We start from the raw sequence: 20619 nt of genomic DNA, 5'->3' as shown, positions 1-20619 counted from the left end.
AAATAGTGCGCAGACGGCCCCGTGCCCCGCCGGGCATCTGAGAGGATCACCGCATGGCCGCATCCCCGAGCACCGCCCGGGCCATCAACGACCGGCTCGCCCTGCGCCTGCTCCAGGACGAGGGCCCGTTGACGGCCACCCAGCTCAAGACGCTCACCGGACTCTCCCGCCCCACCGTCGCCGACCTCGTCGAGCGGCTCAGCGGCTCCGGACTCGTCCATGTCGTCGGCGAGGCCGGCGCCGAGCGCCGCGGCCCCAACGCCAAGCTGTACGGGATCGTCGCGGACCGCGCCCATCTCGCCGCGCTCGACGTGCGCACCCGGTCCGTGGCGGTCACCGTCACCGACCTCCTCGGCGCCACGCTGGCCGAGGCGGCCGCGCCCGTCGGCGACGACGTCGGCACCGGCCCCGCCGTGGAGAAGGCCGTCGCGCTCCTGGAGCGGACCGCGCGGGAGGCCGGCGCCGAGCGGCTGCACACCGTGGCCGTCGGCGCGCCCGGCCTCATCGACCCGGCCACCGGCGAACTGCGCGACTCCAGCGGGCTGCCCGCCTGGCACCGCCGGCTCGTCGGCGCCCTCCAGGAGCGGCTCCCGGCGCACGTCCTGGTCGAGAACGAGACCAACCTCGCCGCCGTCGCCGAACTGCGCGAGGGCGCGGCCAGCGACCGGGACGACTTCGTCCTGCTCTGGCTCGGCCAGGGCGTCGGCGCGGCGGTCGTCCTCGACGGGCGGCTGCGCCGCGGGGCCTCCGGAGGCGCCGGCGAGATCGGCTTCCTGCCCGTGCCCGGCACCTCCGGGCTGCCGTCGGCCTTCGGCTGCGACGGCGGCTTCCACGAGCTGGCCTGCGTCGCCGCCGTCGAGGCGCTGGCCGTCGCACACGGCCTCGACCCGGCGACCGCGCTCGGCTCCGGCCACGGCCCCTTCCTGGACGCCCTCGCCCACCGCCTGGCCGTCGGCGCGGCGGCCGTGGCCGCCGTCCTGGACCCGGGCTGCCTGGTCCTGGCCGGCGAGACCGGCCACCAGGGCGGCCCGGAGCTCGCCGCCCGCGTCGAGACCGCGCTCGCCACGCTCTCGCCCCTGCGCACCGAGGTCCGCGCCACCGCCCTGGGCGACGCGGCGGTCCTGCGCGGCGCCCTCCTGCGGGCCCGCGACGTGGCGCAGGACGCCCTCTTCCCGTAGACCCCGCGAACGCGCCCGCGCCGCGCCCCGGACAGGGGGGCGCGGCGCGGGCGCGGGAGACCCGGCGGCGGCAAGGGCCGTGAGACCGCCGCCGGGGGTTTCTCGGGAGCGCGTGCGCTAGCAGGCGCCGAGGTCCTGCCAGACGCCCCAGTCACCGGTCGTGCCCGGCTCCTCGTTCTGCGTCCACCACTTGGCCTTCCAGTTGTGGCCCTTGTGGGACACGGTCTGGCCCGCGGTGTAGATCTGCCCGGCCACGTACGCGGGGGCGGTGCAGGTGCCACCGGTCGGCGTCGGGGTCGGCGACGTGGTGGTGGGGGTCGGCGTGGGCGTGGTGGGGGTCGGCGTCGGGGTCGCGGTCGAGCCGCCCGGCTCCACCACCGTCGTGCCGCGCGCCAGGTCGGCGGCGAGCGCGTACGCCGTGCCGTTGACCGTCACCGTCCAGTTCGACGGCGTCGAGACCGGCAGGTAGTAGTTGAAGGCCACGTCGACGGTGGCGCCGGGGGCGAGCGACTGCCAGGCCGGGAGCTTCAGGGAGACCCGGTGGAAGTCGCCCTTCAGGCCGCCCACGTTGCTGCCCGTGTGGTCGCTGCTGATCACCTTCGTACCGAAGCCGGACTGGTCGGAGGCGTTGTTCGGGGCCGAGGTGGCGTAGTCGAACTGGAACTCCGTGCCGCCCGGCAGCGTCGTCTGCGTGTTGTTGGTGATCCGCAGCTTCGGCGTGATCGGGTAGTTGGAGTCGCCCAGCTTGAAGTCGGTGAACTCCACGCCCACGTTCACGGCCTGCGCCGGCAGCGCCCGGTTCGACTTCTTCGCGCCGTACGGGCCGGCCGCCTTGAACTTGTCGTACATCAGCGAGGTGAGCGTGGAGCCCATCTCGTACTGGCCCTTGGCCGCGTTCCAGCCGTAGTCGCCGGCCAGCTCCCAGACCATCGTGCCGCCGATGCCGCGGTCGACCACGTAGTCGGCCTTGGCGCCCACCGACTGCTCGTCCTCGGTGGACAGGAAGACCTTCTTGTCGGCGTTCCACAGCCACGGGGCGACCAGCGTCGGGTCGTACTTGCGGGCGTAGGTGCCGGTCAGCTTCGTGCCGGCGGGGAAGCCGTACTTGGTGACGTAGTCGCCGACGATCCCCTTCTCCAGGTTCTTGGCGTGCCACATCGGGTTGGAGCCGGCGGGCGACTCCTGCCCGTTGGTGTCCTTGTCGTGCCACAGGTTGTCGATGCCGGAGGCGCCGTCACCGCACTTGGTCAGGCCGGAGCCGGCCGGGCAGGCGGTCGAGGCGGCCTTGCCCCACAGGCCGTCGGTGCCGCCCTGCACGTTCTTGTGGCCGCGGGTGTAGTAGGGCAGGCCGATGTTGATCCGGCCGGCCGGCATCGAGCCGCGGAAGTAGTGGTACGCCCAGTCGGTGTTCAGGTAGCCGATGGAGCCGTACTGCGAGGAGCCGTAGACGTTCGCGGCGGCGAGCTCGGCGTCCTTGCCGTCGTCGAAGAGCGAGGCGTTCGGGCCGACGTACTCGTTCCAGGCGCCGTGCAGGTCGTAGGACATGATGTTGACGTAGTCCAGGTACCGCTGCATCTGGAAGGTCTCCATGCCACGCAGCAGATAGCCCGAGGAGGGCGCGGCGACGGTCAGCAGGTAGTGCCTGCCGTCGGCGGCGCCGGCCCGGTCGAGCTTCTCGCGCAGCGACTTCATCAGCGCCGCGTAGCCCTGCACGAGGCCCGCGCGGCGGGCGTTGGCGAGCTGCCAGTCGAGCGGGTTGCCGGCGTCCTTCATGGTCGTCGGGTACTCGTAGTCGATGTCGACGCCGTTGAAGCCGTACTTCCGGACGAAGTCGACGGCCGAGTTCGCGAACGTGTCGATCCCGGCCTGGTTGACCGACCCGTCGGCGTTGGTGGCCATCGCGTAGAAGCCGCCGGAGTTCACCCGGTTGCCGCTGTCGTCGAAGTAGCCGCCGGTCTCCGCCCAGCCGCCGACCGAGATCAGCGTCTTCACGTTCGGATGGCTCTTCTTGAACTTGTTCAGCAGGTTGAAGTGGCCCTTGTAGGGGTACGCGGGGTCCATCTCGGCGCCCGCGACACCGGGCCAGGTCATCCCGGTGGCCGCGTTGTCCGGGCCGTCCGCGCCCACGGACAGCTTGTTGTCGCTGCCGACGTGACCGAAGGCGTAGTTGATGTGGGTGACCTTGTCCCACGGGATGTCGGAGGCCAGATAGGCCGGCTCGCCGTTCTTGCCGGTGCGCCAGCCGGTGAAGTAGCCGATGACCCGGCGCTGGTGGTCCGCGCCCATCTTCTCGCGGCCCTCGGTGTCGTAGACCGAGCAGTACGGGACGTCGACGCCGGGGGTCTTGTAAAGCCCGTCGGGGCGACAGCTCTCGTTGTCGGCCGCGTACGAGACGCCGCCGGACGCGAGCGAGCTGATCAGCAGCCCGGCGACGGCCGCGCCGGACGCGAACAGCGACGCTCGCTTCTTCGTGGGGGACAACACGATCGGTTCCTCCAGGGGAGGTCATCGGAACACAACGAACAAGGGGGTGGGTCGTGTTGGGCCCGTGGAGTGCGCACACCGGCGGGCCGTACCTCGGAGGTGACTCGGAGATTAAGAGGACTAGACCAGTGCGTCAATAGGTCTGGACCAAAGACGTGTTCCGTGGGAGGGTGAGCCGGGCTGTGAGTCAGCCCACAGGACCTCACCCGTATGACCGGTCGCCGTCCGTGGCACACTGGCCCTGTATCAGCAGCAGCGCACTCCGGGGTCGGTGTAATTCCGAACCGGCGGTATAGTCCGCGACCCGTCCGCAGCCAGCGGCCGGTTGACCAGGTGAGATTCCTGGACCGACGGTGAAAGTCCGGATGGGAGGCAGTGCGCGGCGGGCGACCCCTTCACCGGGGTGAGCCGGCCGTACGTCCGCTGGTCGCCGTACCGGTTTCCGGTCCCGGCGCACCAGGAGGGCTCTCGGCTTCGGCGCACCCTGCGCGAGGCCGTCGTATCCGCTCTCTGTCGTCATCGACAGGCCCCGGAGTCCGTGCCCGAAGAGGCAGGAGGACCCGGTGGCCACGCCAGCCGACATCACCGCCATGCGACGCGCGATCGCGCTCGCCGCCCGCGGACTCGGCTCCACCAGCCCCAACCCCGTCGTCGGCTGCGTCATCACCGACGCCTCCGGCCATCAGGTCGGCGAAGGCTGGCACCAGCGCGCCGGCGGCCCGCACGCCGAGGTCCACGCCCTGCGCGAGGCCGGCGTCCTGGCCCGCGGCGGCACCGCGTACGTCACCCTCGAACCCTGCAACCACACCGGCCGCACCGGCCCCTGCGCACAGGCCCTGATCGAGGCCGGGATCGCCCGCGTCGTCTACGCGGTCGGCGACCCGAACCCGCAGGCCACGGGCGGTGCCGACACGCTGCGCGAGGCGGGCGTCGAGGTCGAGCAGGGCCTCCTGCGGGACGAGGCCGAGGCCGGCAACACCGCCTGGCTCACCTCCGTACGCGAGGGCCGCCCCTTCGTCCGCTGGAAGTACGCCGCCACCCTCGACGGCCGGATCGCCGCCGCCGACGGCACCTCCCGCTGGATCAGCTCCGCCGAGTCCCGCGCCGACGTCCACCGGCTGCGCGCCGAGGCCGACGCCGTCCTCGTCGGCGGCGGGACGCTGCGCACGGACGACCCGCACCTCGCCGTCCGCGGCATCGAGGGCGTCACCCAGCCACTGCGGATCGCCCTCGACACCCGCGCCGAGCTGCGGCCCACCGCCCGGATCCTCGACGACGCCGCGCCCACCCTGCTCGTGGTCGGCGAGGACGCCGACACCCGGCACCTGCCCGGCGTCGAGCTGCTCCGGCTGCCCCTGCACGACGGCCGCGTCGGCGTGCACGAGCTGCTCACCGCGCTGTACGCCCGTGGCATCCGCTCCGTCCTCCTCGAAGGCGGCCCCACCCTCGCGGGCGCCTTCGTCGCCGCGGGCGCCGTCGACCAGGTCGTCGGCTATCTCGCCCCGGTGCTGCTCGGCGCGGGCCCCGCCGCCCTCGCCGACGCCGGAATCACCACCCTCACGCGTGCGTTGCGCCTCGACGTCATCGACACCGCGCGCATCGGATCCGATATCCGCATCACCGCCGTTCCCGGCGCCGTCCCCAGCGCCGGCCCCACCGCCCCTGCCGTCCTGACCCCCAAGGGAGCCTGACCGTGTTCACCGGAATCGTCGAAGAGCTGGGCGAGGTCGTCGCCGTCGAGCAGCTGCAGGACGCCTCCCGCTTCCGCCTGCGCGGCCCCGTGGTCACCGAGGGTGCCCGGCACGGCGACTCGATCGCCGTCAACGGCGTCTGCCTCACGGTCGTGGAGTTCGGCGACGGCGAGTTCACCGCCGACGTGATGGCCGAGACCCTCAAGCGCTCCTCGCTGGGCGCCCTGGAGGTCGGCTCCCGCGTCAACCTGGAGCGGCCCATGGCCGTCGGCGGACGCCTCGGCGGCCACATCGTCCAGGGCCACGTGGACGGCACCGGCACCATCCTGGAGCGCGAGCCCTCCGAGCACTGGGAGATCGTCAAGGTCGGCCTGCCCGCGCAGCTCGCCCGCTACGTCGTCGAGAAGGGCTCCATCACCGTCGACGGCGTCAGCCTCACCGTCGTCGAGGTCGGCGACGACTGGTTCACCATCAGCCTCATCCCCACCACCCTCGCCCTGACCACGCTCGGCATCAAGCAGCCCGGCGCCCCGGTCAACCTCGAGGTGGACGTGATCGCCAAGTACGTCGAGCGGCTGCTCGGCCCGAACGGACAGTCGAACGGACAGGAGAACGTCAAGTGAACTGGCTCAACTCCGAGGCGTTCGCCGTCTTCGGCCAGCACATCATGTGGTCCGACATGATCGGCAACACGATCGGCCTGATCGCCCTGGCCCTCGGCTGGCGCCGCTCCATCCTCACCTGGCCCGCCCAGCTGCTCTCCGGCCTGATCCTCGTCGGCGCCTACGCCTCCGCCCACCTGGCCGGCGGCGTCGGCAAGCAGCTCCTCGTCATCGGCGTCGCCGCCTGGGGCTGGTGGCAGTGGAACCGCGGCAGGCAGCAGGCGCAGGACGGCTCCATCGCCGTCCGCTTCGCCACCTGGAAGGAGCGCGGGGTGCTCCTGGGCGGCGCGGTCCTCGGCACCCTCGCCGTCGGCGGCCTGTTCACCCTCTACCCGCAGCTCTCCTGGAGCCCGTGGGCCGACGCGTACATCTTCGTCGGCACCCTCGTCGCGATGGTCGCCCAGGCCCGCGGCCTGGTCGAGTTCTGGTTCGCCTGGCTCCTCGTCGACCTGGTCGGCGTCCCGCTCGCCTTCAGCAGCGGCCTCGCCTTCTCCGGCCTCGTCTACGTCATCTACTTCGCCCTCGTCATCTGGGGCATGCGCGACTGGTGGCTCAGGTCCCGCGCCGCCGCCCCCGCCACTCTGGAAGGAGCCCACGCATGACCAGTGCGCTGCCTCTCTGGGACGCCACCGACCTCACCCTCGACCCCGTCGAGCAGGCCATCGCGGACATCGCCGCCGGCCGCCCCGTCGTCGTCGTGGACGACGAGGACCGCGAGAACGAGGGCGACCTCGTCATCGCCGCCGAGAAGGCCACCCCCGAGGTCGTCGCCTTCATGATGAGCGAGTGCCGCGGCCTGATCTGCGCCCCCATGGAGGGCGACGAGCTCGACCGCCTCCGGCTGCCGCAGATGGTCGACCACAACACCGAGTCGATGAAGACCGCCTTCACCGTCTCCGTCGACGCGACCGCCGCCCACGGCGTGACCACCGGCATCTCCGCGTCCGACCGCGCCACCACCCTGCGGATGCTCGCGAGCGGCGTGCACGAGCCCGGCGACTTCGTCCGCCCCGGCCACATCTTCCCGCTGCGCGCCAAGGACGGCGGCGTGCTCGCCCGCAACGGGCACACCGAGGCCGCCGTCGACCTCGCCCGGCTCGCCGGGCTCCGCCCGGCCGGCGCGATCGTCGAGATCGCCGGCGAGGACGGCGCGATGCTGCGGCTGCCCGAGCTGATCCCGTTCGCCCGCAAGCACGGCCTGACGATCATCTCCATCGAGGACCTGATCGCCTACCGTCGCTCCGCCGAGCCGACCGTCCGCCGCGAGGCCGAGGTCCACCTGCCCACCGCGCACGGCGAGTTCACCGCGTACGGCTACCGCTCCACCGTCGACGGCGTCGAGCACGTCGCCCTCGTCCACGGCGAGATCGGCGACGGCCGGGACGTGCTGGTCCGGGTCCACTCCGAGTGCCTCACCGGCGACGTCTTCCACTCGCTGCGCTGCGACTGCGGCCCCCAGCTCCAGGCGTCCATGGACCGCATCACCGAGGCCGGCCGCGGTGTCGTGGTCTATCTGCGCGGCCACGAGGGACGCGGCATCGGCCTGCTGTCCAAGCTCCGCGCGTACGAGCTCCAGGAGCGCGGCCGCGACACCCTCGACGCCAACCTGGAGCTCGGCCTGCCCGCCGACGCCCGCGACTACGCGGCCGGCGCGCAGATCCTCGCCGACCTCGGCGTCCGCACCCTGCGCCTGATGACCAACAACCCCGACAAGGTCGACGCGCTCACCCGCCACGGCCTCACCGTCGAGGGCCGCGAGCCCATGCCCGTCCAGGCCGGCGAGCACAACCTCGGCTACCTGCGCACCAAGCGCGACCGGATGGGCCACGACCTGCCCTGGCTGGACGGCACCCCGGCGTCCACCTGCGGAAACCAGTAACTCGGCACGTACCGAAGACCGACCAAGGAGAAACATGAGCGGCAAGGGCGCACCCGTCCTCAGCGTGAAGAACTGCGGCGACCTGCGTGTGGCGGTCATCGCCGCCCAGTGGCACGAGAAGATCATGGACGGCCTCGTCGACGGCGCCCTGCGGGCGCTCAGCGAGCTCGGCATCGAGGAGCCCACCCTGCTGCGCGTCCCCGGCAGCTTCGAGCTCCCCGTCGTGGCCAAGGTGCTCGCCGGGCGCGGCTACGATGCCATCGTGGCCCTCGGCGTCGTCATCCGCGGCGGGACGCCGCACTTCGAGTACGTGTGCCAGGGCGTCACCCACGGCCTCACCCAGGTCTCGATCGACACCGGCGTACCCGTCGGATTCGGCGTCCTGACCGTGGACAACGAGGAGCAGGCCCTGGACCGGGCCGGCCTGGAGGGCTCCAGCGAGGACAAGGGCCACGAGGCCGTCACCGCCGCCGTCGCCACCGCGACCACGCTGCGCACGGTCAGCGAACCCTGGCGCTGAGTGCAAGCTTCGCACCCCGTACTCTTAGGACATCATGGCGAACAAAACCTTCGAAGAGCTCTTCGCCGAGCTCAAGCTCAAGGCCGAGACCGGCGACCCGGCGACCTCCCGTACCGCGGAACTGGTCGGCAAGGGCGTCCATGCCATCGGCAAGAAGGTCGTCGAGGAGGCCGCCGAGGTCTGGATGGCCGCCGAGTACGAGGGCAAGGAAGCCGCCGCCGAGGAGATCTCGCAGCTGCTGTACCACGTCCAGGTGATGATGGTCGCCCGCGGGATCTCGCTCGACGACGTCTACGCCCACCTCTGAGCACCCAGCACCCGACACCCCGAAACTCCTGAGGCAAAGGAAGCCCACCCCATGCTGCGCATCGCCGTCCCCAACAAGGGTTCTCTCTCCGGACCTGCGATGGAGATGCTCCATGAGGCGGGCTACCGGCAGCGCAAGGAGTCCAAGGAGCTCGTCACCGTCGACCCGGACAACGAGGTGGAGTTCTTCTACCTCCGTCCCAAGGACATCGCGATCTACGTGGCCTCCGGCCGGCTCGACATCGGCATCACCGGCCGCGACCTGCTCCTGGACTCCGGCGCCAACGCCGAGGAGATCCTGCCGCTGAACTTCGGCCGCTCCACCTTCCGCTACGCCACCCGCCCCGGCACCGCGAAGGGTCCCGAGGACTTCCACGGGATGACGATCGCCACCTCCTACGAGGGCATCGTCGCCAAGCACCTCGCCGAGCAGGGCGTCGACGCCTCCGTCGTGCACCTCGACGGCGCCGTCGAGACCGCGATCCAGCTGGGCGTCGCCCAGGTCATCGCGGACGTCGTCGAGACCGGCACCAGCCTGCGCAACGCCGGCCTGGAGGTCATCGGCGAGCCGATCCTCACCTCCGAGGCCGTCGTCGTCCGCCGCACCGGCGCCACGCCCGACGACCCCAAGGTGCAGCAGTTCCTGCGCCGCCTCCAGGGCGTCCTCGTCGCCCGCTCGTACGTGATGATGGACTACGACTGCCGCGCCGAGCACCTGGAGCAGGCCGTCGCCCTCACCCCGGGCCTGGAGTCGCCCACCGTCTCGCCGCTGCACAACGAGGGCTGGGTCGCCGTGCGCGCCATGGTCCCCGCCAAGGAGGCGCAGAAGGTCATGGACGACCTGTACGAGCTGGGCGCGCGCGCCATCCTCACCACGGCCATCCACGCCTGCCGCCTCTGACCAGCCTGTCGCCGCTCAGCCGGCCGCTCGCCGCTGAGCCGGCCGGTGGCCGCTGAGCCGGCCCGGCGCCGCCGGGCCCGCCCGCCGACCCGCCTGACGCACCTCCGCGAGGAACCCCCGATGTCCGACGCCACGCCGCCCGCCCTCCCGGTCACCTTCCGGCCGGCCCGCACCCGGGTCGTCCTGCTGACGCTCGGTGTGACGATCTTCGTCGTCGTCGCGACCGTGGGGCTGGTCCTGGAGAACGTCGGACCGGGGGAGCGGGCCAGCTTCCTCTCCACCGCCGCGCTGTTCCTCGGCGTCCTGGTGCTTCTCGCCCGGCCCAAGGTCGTCGCCGACGACGAGGGTGTGACGGTCGTCAACATCACCCGGACGCGCCGACTCGCGTGGGCCCAGATCCTGCGGGTCAACCTGCGCCACGGCGACCCCTGGGTCTTCCTCGACCTGAGCGACGGCACCAGCCTGCCCGTCCTCGGTATCCAGCCGGGCATCGCCAAGGAGAAGGCCATCAGCGACGCGCGCGCCCTGCGCGCGCTCGCCGAGAGCCACGGCAGCGGCTCGGAAGCGGCCTGAACGGCCGGGCAACCCTGATCCGTCCCCCATACGGGGCCGACCCCCTGCCCGACACGGCGCGGGCGTGACTACTCTTGAGGCGGTGGTGCCGAGCGGCACCACCGCCTCGCATGTGCAGGGCCGCCCGCCGGCGGCCCGCGAGGCCGCCCTTCGACCCGAGGAGTGACTCCCTCCGGCAATGGACGGATCGTCCGGTAGTACCTGCGCCGCCCCCTCCCTGGAGGCGGCGGCATGATCGTCTCTCTGTCGCTGCTCGCCGCAGCCTTCCTTCTGATCCTCGCCAACGGTTTCTTCGTGGCCGCCGAGTTCGGCCTCGTCACCGTGGAACGCGCCGAGGCCGAGCGCGCCGCCGCCGAAGGCGACCGCCGCGCCCGCGGCGTCGTGACGGCGCTGCGCGAGCTGTCCTTCCAGCTCTCCGGCACCCAGCTCGGCATCACCATCACCTCGCTCGTCACCGGCATGCTCGCCGAGCCCGCGCTCGCCGGCCTGCTCGACGGGCCGCTCGCCGCGACCGGACTGCCCGAAGGGGCCGTCTCCGGCATCTCGGTGCTGGTCGGCATGCTGCTCGCGTCCGCCGTGCAGATGGTGGTCGGCGAACTCGTGCCCAAGAACTGGGCGGTCTCCAGGCCGCTCCAGGTGGCCCGCTTCGTCGCCGGCCCGCAGCACGTCTTCTCCACGCTGTTCCGTCCGGTGATCTCCGTACTGAACACCGTCGCCAACCGGCTCGTCCGGCTCTTCGGCGTCGAACCGGCCGACGAGCTCGACTCGGTGCGCACCCCGGGGGAGCTGGTCTCCCTCGCCCGCCACTCGGCCCAGGCCGGCGCCCTCGAACAGGACACCGCCGACCTCTTCGTACGGACCCTGTCGCTCGGCGGGCTCACCGCCGAGCAGGTCATGACCCCGCGGGTGAAGATGAGCGCCCTGCAGTCGGACGCCACCGCGGCCGACGTCCTCAACCTCACCCGGGCCACCGGCCTGTCCCGCTTCCCGGTCTACCGCGAGCGGATCGACGAGATCGTCGGCATGGTCCACCTCAAGGACGCCCTCGCCGTCGTCCCGCACGAGCGGCACCGCACCCCGGTCGGCCGGATCTCCGTGCCGCCGCTGCTCGTCCCCGAGTCGCTGCCGGCCCAGGCCCTCCTGGAGCGGCTGCGCCGCGAGCAGCCGATCGCGGTCGTCGTCGACGAGTACGGCGGCACCGCCGGCGTCGTCACCCTGGAGGACATCGTCGAGGAACTCGTCGGCGAGGTCCGCGACGAGCACGACACCGCCGCCGACGAGCGGCCCGAACTCGCCCCCGTGCCCTCCGAGGACGGCAAGGAGGTCTGGGAGGCCGACGGCTCCTGCCGGGTGCACACCCTGCACCGGATAGGACTCGACGTGCCCGACGGACCGTACGAGACGGTCGCCGGGCTCGTCGCCGACCTGCTCGGGCGCATCCCCGCCCCGGGCGACCGGGCCGAACTCCCGGGCTGGCGGCTCTCGGTGCGCCAGGTCGACCGCTACCGCGCCGAACGGGTGCGGATCATGCGCACCGCCCAGGTGCCCGTCGCCGTGGAGGCCGCCCGATGAGTCTGCTCCCGCTGCTCTTCGCCGTCCTCCTCGTGCTCGCCAACGGCTTCTTCGTCGGCGCCGAGTTCGCGCTCGTCTCCGTGCGCCGCAGCCAGATCGAGCCGCTCGGCGGCAAGCGGGCCCGCCAGGTCCTGTACGGCCTGGAGAACCTGCCGCAGATGATGGCCGCCGCCCAGTTCGGCATCACCGTCGCCTCGCTCACCCTCGGCGCCGTCGCCGAGCCGACCGTGGCCGCGCTGCTCGAACCCGTCTTCCACGCCGTGCACGTGCCGGAGGGCCTGATCCACCCCCTCGGGTACGTGCTCGCGCTCGCCGTGGTGGTCTTCCTCCACCTGGTGATCGGCGAGATGGTCCCGAAGAACCTGGCCATGGCCGACCCCGAGCGCACCGCGCTCCTCCTCGGCCCCGGCCTGGTCGGCTTCGCCCGGCTCTGCCGGCCCGTCACCACCGCCCTCGGCGCCTGCGCCCGGCTGGTGCTGCGGGCCTTCAAGGTGGAGCCCAAGGACGAGGTCGAGGCCGTCTTCACCAGCGCCCAGCTCGGACGCCTCGTCGAGGACGCCGGCCAGGCCGGACTCCTCGACCCGGCCGAGCAGGAGCGCCTGGAGGACGCCCTGGAACTGGGCACCCGCCCCGTCACGGACGTCCTCATCCCCTCGGCCTCGCTGGTCACGGTCTCCCCGTCCGTCACCCCGCGCGAGATCGAGGAACTCACCGTCCGGACCGGCTACTCCCGCTTCCCGGTCTGCCGCAAGGGCCGCGGCACCTTCATGGGCTTCGTCCACGTGAAGGACGTCCTCGACCTGGAGGACCGCGAGCGCGCGGTGCCCCAGCACCTCTGGCGCCCCATGGCCACGCTGCGGTCCGAGCTGCCGCTCGACGACGCCCTCACCGTGATGCGCCGCGCCGCCACCCACCTGGCCCAGGTCTCGGACGCCTCCGGCCGGGTGCTCGGCCTGGTCGCCCTGGAGGACGTCCTGGAGATGCTGGTGGGCGAGGTCCGCGACCCGGCCCACCGCCTCGCCCCGGCGCCACGGCCGGAACGGCCGGCGGAGGCGCTGGCAGGTTAGATGCCCGGTGGTTCCTGCGGGCCGCGGTCCATCGGGCCGCGGCCCGACAGGACCTCGCCGTACGCCTGCATCAGGTCCGGCAGGCGCAGCGTCGCGAGGTCGTCGCGGGTCGGGGTGGTCGCGTAGCCGGACAGGCGCAGATCCCGGTACGCGCAGGACTTCTCGTACAGGGTGCGCAGGAAGCGTCCGTTGCCGAGTTCGTCGATCCAGCCCTGCTCGACGACGTGCCCGCTGATCGAGCCCAGCTCCTCCAGGGCCTCCTCGTCCCAGCAGTCGCCGTTCGCGGCGGCGAGCACCTTGCCGATCTCGGTCAGTTCGAGCGGGCGGTACGAGGGGAAGTCGACCCGGGTCGTGAAGCGGGAGGAGAGCCCGGGGTTGGCGGCGAGCAGCCGGTCCATGCCCTCCGGGTAGCCGGCCAGGATCACCACCAGGTGGTCGCGGTTGTCCTCGGCGCGCTTGAGGAGGACCTGGAGGGCCTCGTCGCCGTAGGCGTCGCCCTTGCTGTAGCCGGTGTTGGAGAGCGAGTACGCCTCGTCGACGAAGAGCACGCCGCCGACGGCCGAGTCGATCAGCTCGTTCGCCTTGACCGCCGTCTGGCCGAGGAACTCGCCGACCAGGTCGGCGCGCTGGGCCTCCACGAGATGGTCGCCGCCGAGCAGCCCGAGGGCGTAGAACACCCGGCCGAGTATGCGGGCGACGGTGGTCTTGCCGGTGCCGGAGGGGCCCGAGAAGACAAAGTGACGTTTCGGCGGCTGGACGGGAAGGCCCTGTCCGGCGCGCAGCCGGGCCATCTCCAGCTGTGCCGACAGGGCCTTGACCTGCCTTTTGACCGGCTCCATGCCGACCATCCGCTCCAGCTCGGCGAGCGCCTCGGCGAGCAGCGCCGGGTCGGTCGGGCTGGCGGGGAAGCGCGGCGGCACCGGCTGCGGCGGGACCGCCGCCTTCTGCCGGACGACGTCGGGCGGCTCCGGCGGCGCGGGCGGCGGTACGGCCTCGGGCTTGAGCAGCAGCCCGTCGCCGACCGGCGCCTCGGGCACGAACCGGTCGCCGTCCACCATGTCCTGGCCGAGCCCGCCGTACACCGCGGTGGTGAGGCCCGCCGGGTCGTCCGGGCCCTCGAAACCGTCGTACTCGGCGATCGCCGCGAGCCGCGCCGCCGTGTCCATGAACGCCGGGTCGATCCGGTGCACCGCCCGGTACAGAGGGAGCGCGGCGGCGCTCCGGCCGGTGCCCTCGTGGGCCCGGGCCAGCCAGTAGCGCAGCTCCTTGCGCTGCGGCTGTTCGCTGCGGCAGCGCATCAGCGCCGCGGCGAGCAGCGGCTCGGCCTGCCCGTACATCTCCAGGCGCACCCGCGCCATGCCGCCGAAGAGCCCCGCCTCGATGCCGAGCAGCGGGTCGTCGACGAGTGGTTCGGTGTGCCGGACCAGCTGGTCCCAGTCCTTGACCAGATAGGCGCGGCAGGCGTGCAGGAAGCGCACCTGCGGGTCGGTGTCGACCGGCGGGAGCCCGGCGAGGGCCCGGTCCAGCTCGGCCACATGGCGGCCGTCGAGCCAGTGCGAGGCGTGCGCGAGCAGCAGATCACGCGGGCTCTCCAGGACCGGTTGCACCCACCAGCCCAGCCAGTACCAGGAGTTGAGCGTCCTGCGGTGCCGGGACCGCTGCTCGCCGAAGCGCTCGCGGTTGCGGTACATGCGCAGCAGCGCGGTCGTGGTGTCGACCCGCAGCGCGTGCAGGCCGAGCCAGCCGTCGGCCATGCCGGGGTCGATGCGCACCGCCGTACGGAACTCCTCCTCGGCCTGCGGATAGGCGCCCATGGTGTAGGCGTCGACTCCGCGCAGCCAGGCGAGTTCGGCGGGGGCGTGTGCGCCCTGTGTGCCGAAGTCCATCGGGTCCCCCACAACCGTCTACACGTGGACGGGAATTGACCGCACCGAGGGGCATCGTACCTGCGCAGGGGGTGCGTGATGAGGGTGAAGAAGCCGATCTCCCGTGATCGACGCGATCCGTCGGCTGCCCACGGGCGGTGACCCACGGTGAGCGTGGGGGCGGAACGAAGCCCCCGATCACGGGGGAACAACCGGGGGCTTCGCGTCCGCGGCGGCTCCGAAGGGCCGCACATTGAGAACGTAAGACCTGTACGCCCCTTGGGTCAAGCGGAGTTGAGGCACTTGCGGAAGCGGGGTGCGGGCCACTCAGTTTGCGGTCGGGGAGTCGTCACGGTGAGTGATGATCTGGTTCGGGCTTGCCGCCACGGCAGGCCCTGGCAGCCACTCGTAACCCTCTCCGCGCTCCCGCACCAGGGCGTCGGCGAACGGCCGTGAAGGGTCCCCGGAGAAATGGCGAGACTCCGCCACCGTCCAGCCGTCCCAGAAGTCGGAGAGCCCGGGCCCGTCGCGGCGCCGGCCGCGCGCCCAGGAATCCTCGGGCCCGCGCTCCATCCACAGCAGCCGCGCCAGATACGGGCGCACCGCCCGCCGCCCGGCCCCCACGCCCTCCATGAGCACCACGGGTGCGGCCGCCAGCGGCCGGGGCGCGCCGAAGCGGCGCAGGACCCAGTCGTACGGGTGGTAGAGCGCCGTCTCGCCCCGGGAGAGCGGCTCGATCACCTCACCCAGGAGCCGGCCGGTCCACTCGAAGAGCTCCTCGTGCGTGGCGAGGTCGTCGAGATGGAGCACGGGAGCATCGCCCAGGGCGGCCGCGAGCCGGCCGGCGAGCGTCGACTTGCCGGACCCCGCGTGCCCGTCGACCGCGACGAGCCGCACCGGGCCGCAGGAGGGCGGCAGCCGGCGCAAGGAGGCGGCCACGCGGTCGAGATCGTTCATGGCCCCAGGGTAGGGGAGCGGCGCCGCCCGGGTCCGCCGCAGGTCAGCACGGCAGGGGCCGCCAGTGGTGAAGACCAATATTGCTCGCGCGGCACGTGTCGAATCGCTGGCAGAAGCCGTCCGCGTGCCGCGATTATGGGCGCGCAGCCCGTCCGTTCGCCACCACCGACTGGAGGGTCACCGCCCATGCCTCCTGCCACCCCGCGCAGAACCGTCCTCGCCGCCCTCGCCGCGGCGGCCGCCACCGCCACCACGGCCCCGGCCGCCTCCGCCGCGGACGCGCAGGCCTGCGCCGACCGTGAGACGTGCACCGACGAGCCCGCGGGCCACGCCCCGGCGCCCGGACTCGTCGACAACCGCTTCTGGTCCACGTACACCGACTGGCGCTGCGGCACCCCGGCCGGCACCAGGGCCGTCGCCAGCCACCGCCCCGGACTGGAGATCGACACTCCGGCCGGCCGCACCGACTACACCGACCCGCACACCGGCCGGACCAGCACCTGGGAGTACGCCGGCTGGACCTCGCCCGTCCACACCTCCACCGTCCCCGCCACCGAGGTCATCGCCTCCTGGAACGCCCACACCCCGCCCGGCACCTGGCTCCAGGTCGAGCTGCGCGGCACGTACGGCGACGGCACCGACACCCCCTGGTTCGTGATGGGCCGCTGGGCCGCGGGCGACGCCGACATCCGCCGTACCTCCGTCGACGACCAGAGCGACGGCAAGGCGACCGTCTGGACCGACACCTTCTCGATCGACGACCCGGCGAGCGGCCTCCGGCTCGTCTCGTACCGCCTGCGCCTCACCCTCCACCGCAGACCCGGCACCACCCTCACCCCCACGGTGTGGCGCATCGGCGCCATGGCCTCGGACATCCCCGACCGCTTCACCGTGCCCGCCTCCGAGCCCGGCCCCGGCCACGAGCTGGTCGTGCCGCGCTACTCGCAGAACATCCACGTCGGGCAGTACCCCGAGTACGACAACGGCGGCGAGGCGTGGTGCAGCCCCACCTCCTCCCAGATGATCGTCGAGTACTGGGGCCGCCGCCCCGCCGCCGAGGACCTGGCCTGGGTGAACCCGTCGTACGCCGACCCCCAGGTCTGCCACGCGGCCCGCTTCACCTACGACTACCAGTACGCGGGCTGCGGCAACTGGCCCTTCAACGCCGCCTACGCCGCCACCTACCCCGACATGAACGCCGTCGTGACCCGGCTCCGCTCGCTCACCGACCTGGAGACCCTGATCCGGGCCGGCATCCCGGCCATCACCTCCCAGTCCTTCCGCAAGGACGAACTGACCGGCGCCGGCTACGGCACCTCGGGTCACCTCATGACCGTCATCGGCTTCACCGCCGACGGCGACGTGATCGCCAACGACCCGGCCTCACCCGGCGACGAGGCCGTCCGCCGGATCTACAAGCGGCGCGAATGGGAGAACATCTGGCTCCGCACCAAGCGCTACAACGCGAGCGGGAAGGTGGTCTCGGGCACCGGAGGCGTCTGCTACCTGTACTTCCCGGACCGCCCGACTCCCGTACAGCGCAAGGCGCTTGAGGCGGTGGGGGTGTGGTGAGCGGGCTCGCGGCGGCCGCTTGATCGGGGGAAACCTCGCGAACCGCGTGCGCGCCGTGATCTTGGGATGCCACAGTCGGATCATGCGTAGTGACGAGGCCGGCGTGCAGGGATCCGTCACCGACCTGGCTCGGGAGCGGTGGGGGGTCACGCTGGGCGGAGAGTTCCCGGCGCGGTTCGCGGAGCCGGGGTGGAGCCATGAGGAGACCGTCGACCGCCGCTGCCCGGCCTGCGGCGGCGAACTGCACGCGCTGCGCAGACCGTACGAGTCCCAGGGCCGCACCTACCAGTACACGGCGCTCGTCTGCCCCGCCTGCCCGACGGCCTTCACCCTCGCGGATCTCGGCGTGAAGCGGTACGACCAGCTGACCGACGCCGTGCCCCGCCAGGCCGGGAAGGCGACCGGGACCGGGTCTTCCCGTCCGGCGCGGGCCGTGACCGTGACCGTCCGGGTCCCGGCGCAGCCGCGCCCGGGGACGCGCGCGGGCCGTGGCCCGGCGTGGCCGGACGACCTGGCCGTGCCGGACGGGACCGAGCAGCGCGCGCTGTTGTGGTGCACGGTGGCCGATCCCGCGTGGCGCCCGGCCGACGCGGCGCTCGCGGCGGCCGAGGACGTGCGGGTGATCCTTCCGGACGGCCCGGAGTACGAGCCGCTGCGGACGTGGCTGAAGGAGCGGGCTGTCCCGTACCGGGTCAGCCGCTACTGGGAGGAGGCCGGTCAGGTCGGCACGGTCGGCGACACCGGTGGCCGTACGGAGCTGGTCGTGGCCGGTCCTGGCGGCGCGGCGCCCGCCGCCGGGCCCTGGGCGACGGCGGCCAGGGACGCCTTCGCCGCCCAGTGGGACGCGCTGGAGGAGTTACCGGACGGCGATGGCGACGGTAACGGTGACACGTACCTGCCCGTCGGCGAACTGGTGCCGCACGACTGGGCCGGGCTGCTGCCGCACCCGTCCTTCAACCCGGTGCAGGCCGCCGCCGTCCCGGTGGTGCTCGAAGGCACCGGGCATCTGGTCGTGGTGGCGCCGACGGGCGCCGGAAAGACCCCGATCGGAATGGTCGCGGCCCTTGAGGCGCACGCCCGCGGACGCAAGGCGGCCTGGCTGGTGCCGCAGCGCTCGCTCACCGACGAACTCGACCGCGAGCTCGCGCTGTGGCGCCGCCGCGGGCTGCGGGTGGTGCGCCTGACCGGTGAGGCCGCGGTGGACACGGAGCTGATCCGGTCGGCCGACGTGTGGGTGGCCACCACCGAGAAGTTCGAGGCGATCTGCCGCGCGGGCTCACTGCGGGACGCCCTCGCGGAGGTCGGCTGCCTGGTGGTCGACGAGATCCATCTGCTCGGCGACCCGACGCGCGGAGCCGTACTGGAGGCGCTGCTCGCCCGGGTACGCGAGGACAGCGCCGCCACCCGGATCGTCGGCCTGTCCGCGACGGTCGCCAACGCGGACGAGGTCGCCCAGTGGCTGGGCGCCCGCCTGGTCCGCACCACCTGGCGCCCCACCCGGCTCACCTGGCAACTGCCCCTGCTGCCCCCGGTCGACGAGACGGACTGGGCCGCACGGGCCGCCGTCCGCACCGAGGCGACCGTACGCATCGCCCGGCAGGTCACCGAGGACGGCGGCAGCGTCCTCGTCTTCTGCGGCAGCAAGCGCCGGGTGCGGTCCACGGCGCTCGCGCTGGCCGCCGACCGCGGCGTGCCCGTCGTCGGCGTGGACGCCGACGACGCCGAGGCCGTGGAGCGGCTGTGCACCAAGGCCGGCGTACGGCTGCACTACCGCGACTGGCCGTACAAGCGCGAGGCCGAGCAGGCCTTCCGCGCCCGCGAGGCGGACGTCCTGGTCGCCACCTCCACCGTCGCGGCCGGCGTCAACCTGCCCGCCCGCGCGGTGATCGTCGCCGACACCACCATCGGCCTGGACCGCGTCGAGGTGTCCATGGTCCAGCAGATGTTCGGCCGGGCCGGCCGCATCGGCGCCGGAGAGCGCGAGGGCTGGGCGTTCCTGCTCACCGACCCGGCCGAACGGGCGCACTGGCAGGCGCGGTTGGCCGCCGGATACACCGTGCGGTCGCGGCTCGACGACCACCTCGCCGACCATCTCCTCGCCGAGGCCGTGCAGGAGCGCCTGTCGACGCTCGACGAGGCCGAGCGCTGGTGGGCCGGGACGTTCGCCGCGTACCAGGGCCACGACAGCGTCGAACCGCTGCACGAGGCGGCGCAGTTCCTCACCTCCGTGGGCTGTCTGCGGCCCGCCGACGACGGTGACCGCCTGGAGCCCAGCCCGCTGGGCCGGCTGACCAGTCGCTTCATGGTCGACGCCATGCTCGCCGACGACCTCACGACGGCGTTGCGGGAAGCGCCGGTCCCCGAGGATCCGCGCGCCGCCGAGCAGTTGCTCGCGGCCCTGCTCAGCACCCGCCTGCCCGTACTCGAACAGGCGCCGTTCACCGAGCGGGCGAAGGCCGCCCTGCGCCGCGTCCTGCGGGACACCGAGCAGGCGGACGCGTCGGACGGCGAGCCGGGCGATCCCTGGGGCCTCGGCCCGGCGGAGGAACCGGTGGCCGGAGCGGCTCCGGCCGACGACGAGCAGCGGCCACAGGCCGGAGACCTGTCCCGCGCGGTCCTGCTCCTCGTGGCGACCCGTCCGCGCCTCTTCCGCGGCCGCCCCGGCTACGTCCTCGGCATCCCCATGGACTCCATGACCGGCATCCTGGAGGAGGCCCGGCGCTATCTGGCCTGGCTCGGTGCGCAGGGCCCGCTCGGCACCGTCCACCCCTGGGTGGCCGTCGTCGCCGGCGACCTCGCGCTGCGCATCCGCTGGCGCACCCTGGGGGTGCGCCGAGGAGCCGGACGCCTGCTCTGGATGTGCGAGCGCATGGCCACGGCCCCGCTCGCGCCCGAACTCGTCCCTCGGCTGTGGAGCGCGGCCCGGGCCCGCGGCATCGACGCGCCCGACTGGAACGGCACGACCCCGCCCGGCGACTGCGCCCTGCCCCCGGACCGCTACCGCGCCCTCCTCGCGGAGCGCGCCACCGGCACGCGCCTCACCCTGACGGACGACGCGGTCCACGTATGGGCCCCGCCCGGAGCCGTGGTCCACCTGTGGAACGGCGCGACGACCGCCCGGCACGTCGCCGACGGAGAGGAGACCACACTGCTCCTGCCGCCCGCCGACCCGGCCGACCCGTCGGCGGGCCGCCGAGGCGCGGCCGTCTTCACCCGCAGCGACCGGCTGGCGGCAGGGTGGCTCGGGGAGTACGCGGCGATGCGCGCCTGACCGGGCGGCCGCGGCTGACGCGGGCGGCCGTGCCCGACACGGGCGGCCGAGGTCTGGGACCGGACGGCTGATGGGTGCGCGGCGCGACAGCCAGGCCGTGGACCGGACGGCTACGGCGCGA

General features: G+C 73.0%; 16 protein-coding genes and 1 riboswitch. Of the genes, 13 read left to right on the top strand and 3 right to left on the bottom strand.

Annotated elements, in window-relative coordinates; genetic code table 11:
- The first annotated feature begins 53 nt into the window (after positions 1–53).
- On the top strand, positions 54–1178 hold the full coding sequence (locus ACIRSU_RS26070; RefSeq protein WP_403796674.1) for an ROK family transcriptional regulator: 1125 nt from the start codon (positions 54–56) through the stop codon (positions 1176–1178).
- 117 nt (positions 1179–1295) lie between these two features.
- Here ACIRSU_RS26070 and ACIRSU_RS26065 read toward each other — a convergent pair whose 3' ends face one another.
- On the bottom strand, positions 1296–3662 hold the full coding sequence (locus ACIRSU_RS26065; protein WP_403796672.1) for a chitinase C-terminal domain-containing protein: 2367 nt from the start codon (positions 3660–3662) through the stop codon (positions 1296–1298).
- A gap of 253 nt (positions 3663–3915) precedes the next feature.
- Positions 3916–4045: riboswitch (FMN riboswitch) on the top strand.
- A gap of 180 nt (positions 4046–4225) precedes the next feature.
- Here ACIRSU_RS26065 and ribD point away from each other — a divergent pair.
- The 10 genes from ribD (at position 4226) to ACIRSU_RS26015 (ending at position 12833) form a co-directional block, all read left to right on the top strand.
- Positions 4226–5353 carry a bifunctional diaminohydroxyphosphoribosylaminopyrimidine deaminase/5-amino-6-(5-phosphoribosylamino)uracil reductase RibD gene (gene ribD, locus ACIRSU_RS26060; protein ID WP_403796669.1) on the top strand — a complete coding sequence of 376 codons (1128 nt, stop codon included), beginning with the start codon at positions 4226–4228 and terminating at the stop codon, positions 5351–5353.
- 2 nt (positions 5354–5355) lie between these two features.
- Positions 5356–5976: a riboflavin synthase gene (locus ACIRSU_RS26055; protein ID WP_403796665.1), complete on the top strand. Its 621-nt coding sequence runs from the start codon at positions 5356–5358 to the stop codon at positions 5974–5976.
- Between the two features lie 44 nt (positions 5977–6020).
- The gene (locus ACIRSU_RS26050) at positions 6021–6617 is read left to right on the top strand and encodes a nicotinamide riboside transporter PnuC (RefSeq protein ID WP_403797490.1); all 597 of its coding nucleotides are present in this window, start codon (positions 6021–6023) and stop codon (positions 6615–6617) included.
- On the top strand, positions 6614–7894 hold the full coding sequence (locus ACIRSU_RS26045) for a bifunctional 3,4-dihydroxy-2-butanone-4-phosphate synthase/GTP cyclohydrolase II (RefSeq protein WP_403796662.1): 1281 nt from the start codon (positions 6614–6616) through the stop codon (positions 7892–7894). Before ACIRSU_RS26050 ends, ACIRSU_RS26045 begins: the two co-directional genes overlap by 4 nt.
- 34 nt (positions 7895–7928) lie before the next feature.
- Positions 7929–8414 carry a 6,7-dimethyl-8-ribityllumazine synthase gene (gene ribH / locus ACIRSU_RS26040; RefSeq protein WP_046907436.1) on the top strand — a complete coding sequence of 162 codons (486 nt, stop codon included), beginning with the start codon at positions 7929–7931 and terminating at the stop codon, positions 8412–8414.
- Positions 8415–8448: 34 nt separating this feature from the next.
- Positions 8449–8721, top strand: coding sequence for a phosphoribosyl-ATP diphosphatase (locus tag ACIRSU_RS26035; RefSeq protein WP_116162050.1), 273 nt, complete (start codon positions 8449–8451; stop codon positions 8719–8721).
- Between the two features lie 51 nt (positions 8722–8772).
- Complete coding sequence (hisG, locus tag ACIRSU_RS26030) at positions 8773–9621, top strand: ATP phosphoribosyltransferase (protein WP_403796658.1); 849 nt, start codon at positions 8773–8775, stop codon at positions 9619–9621.
- A 120-nt stretch (positions 9622–9741) separates the two neighbouring features.
- Positions 9742–10194 carry a PH domain-containing protein gene (locus tag ACIRSU_RS26025; RefSeq protein WP_403796655.1) on the top strand — a complete coding sequence of 151 codons (453 nt, stop codon included), beginning with the start codon at positions 9742–9744 and terminating at the stop codon, positions 10192–10194.
- A 231-nt stretch (positions 10195–10425) separates the two neighbouring features.
- On the top strand, positions 10426–11766 hold the full coding sequence (locus ACIRSU_RS26020; RefSeq protein WP_403796652.1) for a hemolysin family protein: 1341 nt from the start codon (positions 10426–10428) through the stop codon (positions 11764–11766).
- A complete protein-coding gene (locus ACIRSU_RS26015) occupies positions 11763–12833 on the top strand; it encodes a hemolysin family protein (RefSeq protein ID WP_403796649.1) in 1071 nt (356 codons plus the stop codon). Before ACIRSU_RS26020 ends, ACIRSU_RS26015 begins: the two co-directional genes overlap by 4 nt.
- On the opposite strand, the gene ACIRSU_RS26010 is transcribed toward ACIRSU_RS26015, so the two are convergent.
- Together ACIRSU_RS26010 and ACIRSU_RS26005 are read right to left on the bottom strand one after the other, a co-directional pair.
- Entirely contained in the window at positions 12830–14719 is a 1890-nt protein-coding gene (locus ACIRSU_RS26010) for an AAA family ATPase (RefSeq protein WP_403796646.1), read from the bottom strand. The genes ACIRSU_RS26015 and ACIRSU_RS26010 overlap by 4 nt on opposite strands.
- Before the next feature lie 306 nt (positions 14720–15025).
- On the bottom strand, positions 15026–15655 hold the full coding sequence (locus tag ACIRSU_RS26005) for a uridine kinase (RefSeq protein ID WP_403796643.1): 630 nt from the start codon (positions 15653–15655) through the stop codon (positions 15026–15028).
- Between the two features lie 186 nt (positions 15656–15841).
- Between ACIRSU_RS26005 and ACIRSU_RS26000 the strand changes: the two genes are divergently transcribed.
- Both ACIRSU_RS26000 and ACIRSU_RS25995 read left to right on the top strand, forming a co-directional pair.
- Positions 15842–17227, top strand: coding sequence for a peptidase C39 family protein (locus ACIRSU_RS26000; RefSeq protein WP_403796640.1), 1386 nt, complete (start codon positions 15842–15844; stop codon positions 17225–17227).
- Positions 17228–17309: 82 nt separating this feature from the next.
- On the top strand, positions 17310–20498 hold the full coding sequence (locus ACIRSU_RS25995; RefSeq protein ID WP_403796637.1) for a DEAD/DEAH box helicase: 3189 nt from the start codon (positions 17310–17312) through the stop codon (positions 20496–20498).
- The last annotated feature ends 121 nt before the right edge of the window (positions 20499–20619 follow it).

The organism is Streptomyces sp. NPDC101160, from assembly GCF_044768205.1.
GTDB lineage: Bacteria > Actinomycetota > Actinomycetes > Streptomycetales > Streptomycetaceae > Streptomyces.
Note: the sequence above shows the minus strand (reverse complement) of the source record. Positions and strands in the feature narration are given on the sequence as shown.

Excerpts from the sequence above, each read along its gene's own strand:
- ACIRSU_RS26000 (WP_403796640.1), top strand. The coding sequence starts at position 15,842 with ATGCCTCCTGCCACCCCGCGCAGAACCGTCCTCGCCGCCCTCGCCGCG.
- ACIRSU_RS26015 (WP_403796649.1), top strand. The coding sequence starts at position 11,763 with ATGAGTCTGCTCCCGCTGCTCTTCGCCGTCCTCCTCGTGCTCGCCAAC.
- ACIRSU_RS25995 (WP_403796637.1), top strand. The coding sequence starts at position 17,310 with ATGCGTAGTGACGAGGCCGGCGTGCAGGGATCCGTCACCGACCTGGCT.
- ribH (WP_046907436.1), top strand. The coding sequence starts at position 7,929 with ATGAGCGGCAAGGGCGCACCCGTCCTCAGCGTGAAGAACTGCGGCGAC.
- ACIRSU_RS26045 (WP_403796662.1), top strand. The coding sequence starts at position 6,614 with ATGACCAGTGCGCTGCCTCTCTGGGACGCCACCGACCTCACCCTCGAC.
- ACIRSU_RS26005 (WP_403796643.1), bottom strand. The coding sequence starts at position 15,655 with ATGAACGATCTCGACCGCGTGGCCGCCTCCTTGCGCCGGCTGCCGCCC.
- ACIRSU_RS26050 (WP_403797490.1), top strand. The coding sequence starts at position 6,021 with ATGTGGTCCGACATGATCGGCAACACGATCGGCCTGATCGCCCTGGCC.
- ACIRSU_RS26010 (WP_403796646.1), bottom strand. The coding sequence starts at position 14,719 with ATGGACTTCGGCACACAGGGCGCACACGCCCCCGCCGAACTCGCCTGG.
- ACIRSU_RS26025 (WP_403796655.1), top strand. The coding sequence starts at position 9,742 with ATGTCCGACGCCACGCCGCCCGCCCTCCCGGTCACCTTCCGGCCGGCC.
- ACIRSU_RS26035 (WP_116162050.1), top strand. The coding sequence starts at position 8,449 with ATGGCGAACAAAACCTTCGAAGAGCTCTTCGCCGAGCTCAAGCTCAAG.
- ACIRSU_RS26070 (WP_403796674.1), top strand. The coding sequence starts at position 54 with ATGGCCGCATCCCCGAGCACCGCCCGGGCCATCAACGACCGGCTCGCC.
- hisG (WP_403796658.1), top strand. The coding sequence starts at position 8,773 with ATGCTGCGCATCGCCGTCCCCAACAAGGGTTCTCTCTCCGGACCTGCG.
- ACIRSU_RS26020 (WP_403796652.1), top strand. The coding sequence starts at position 10,426 with ATGATCGTCTCTCTGTCGCTGCTCGCCGCAGCCTTCCTTCTGATCCTC.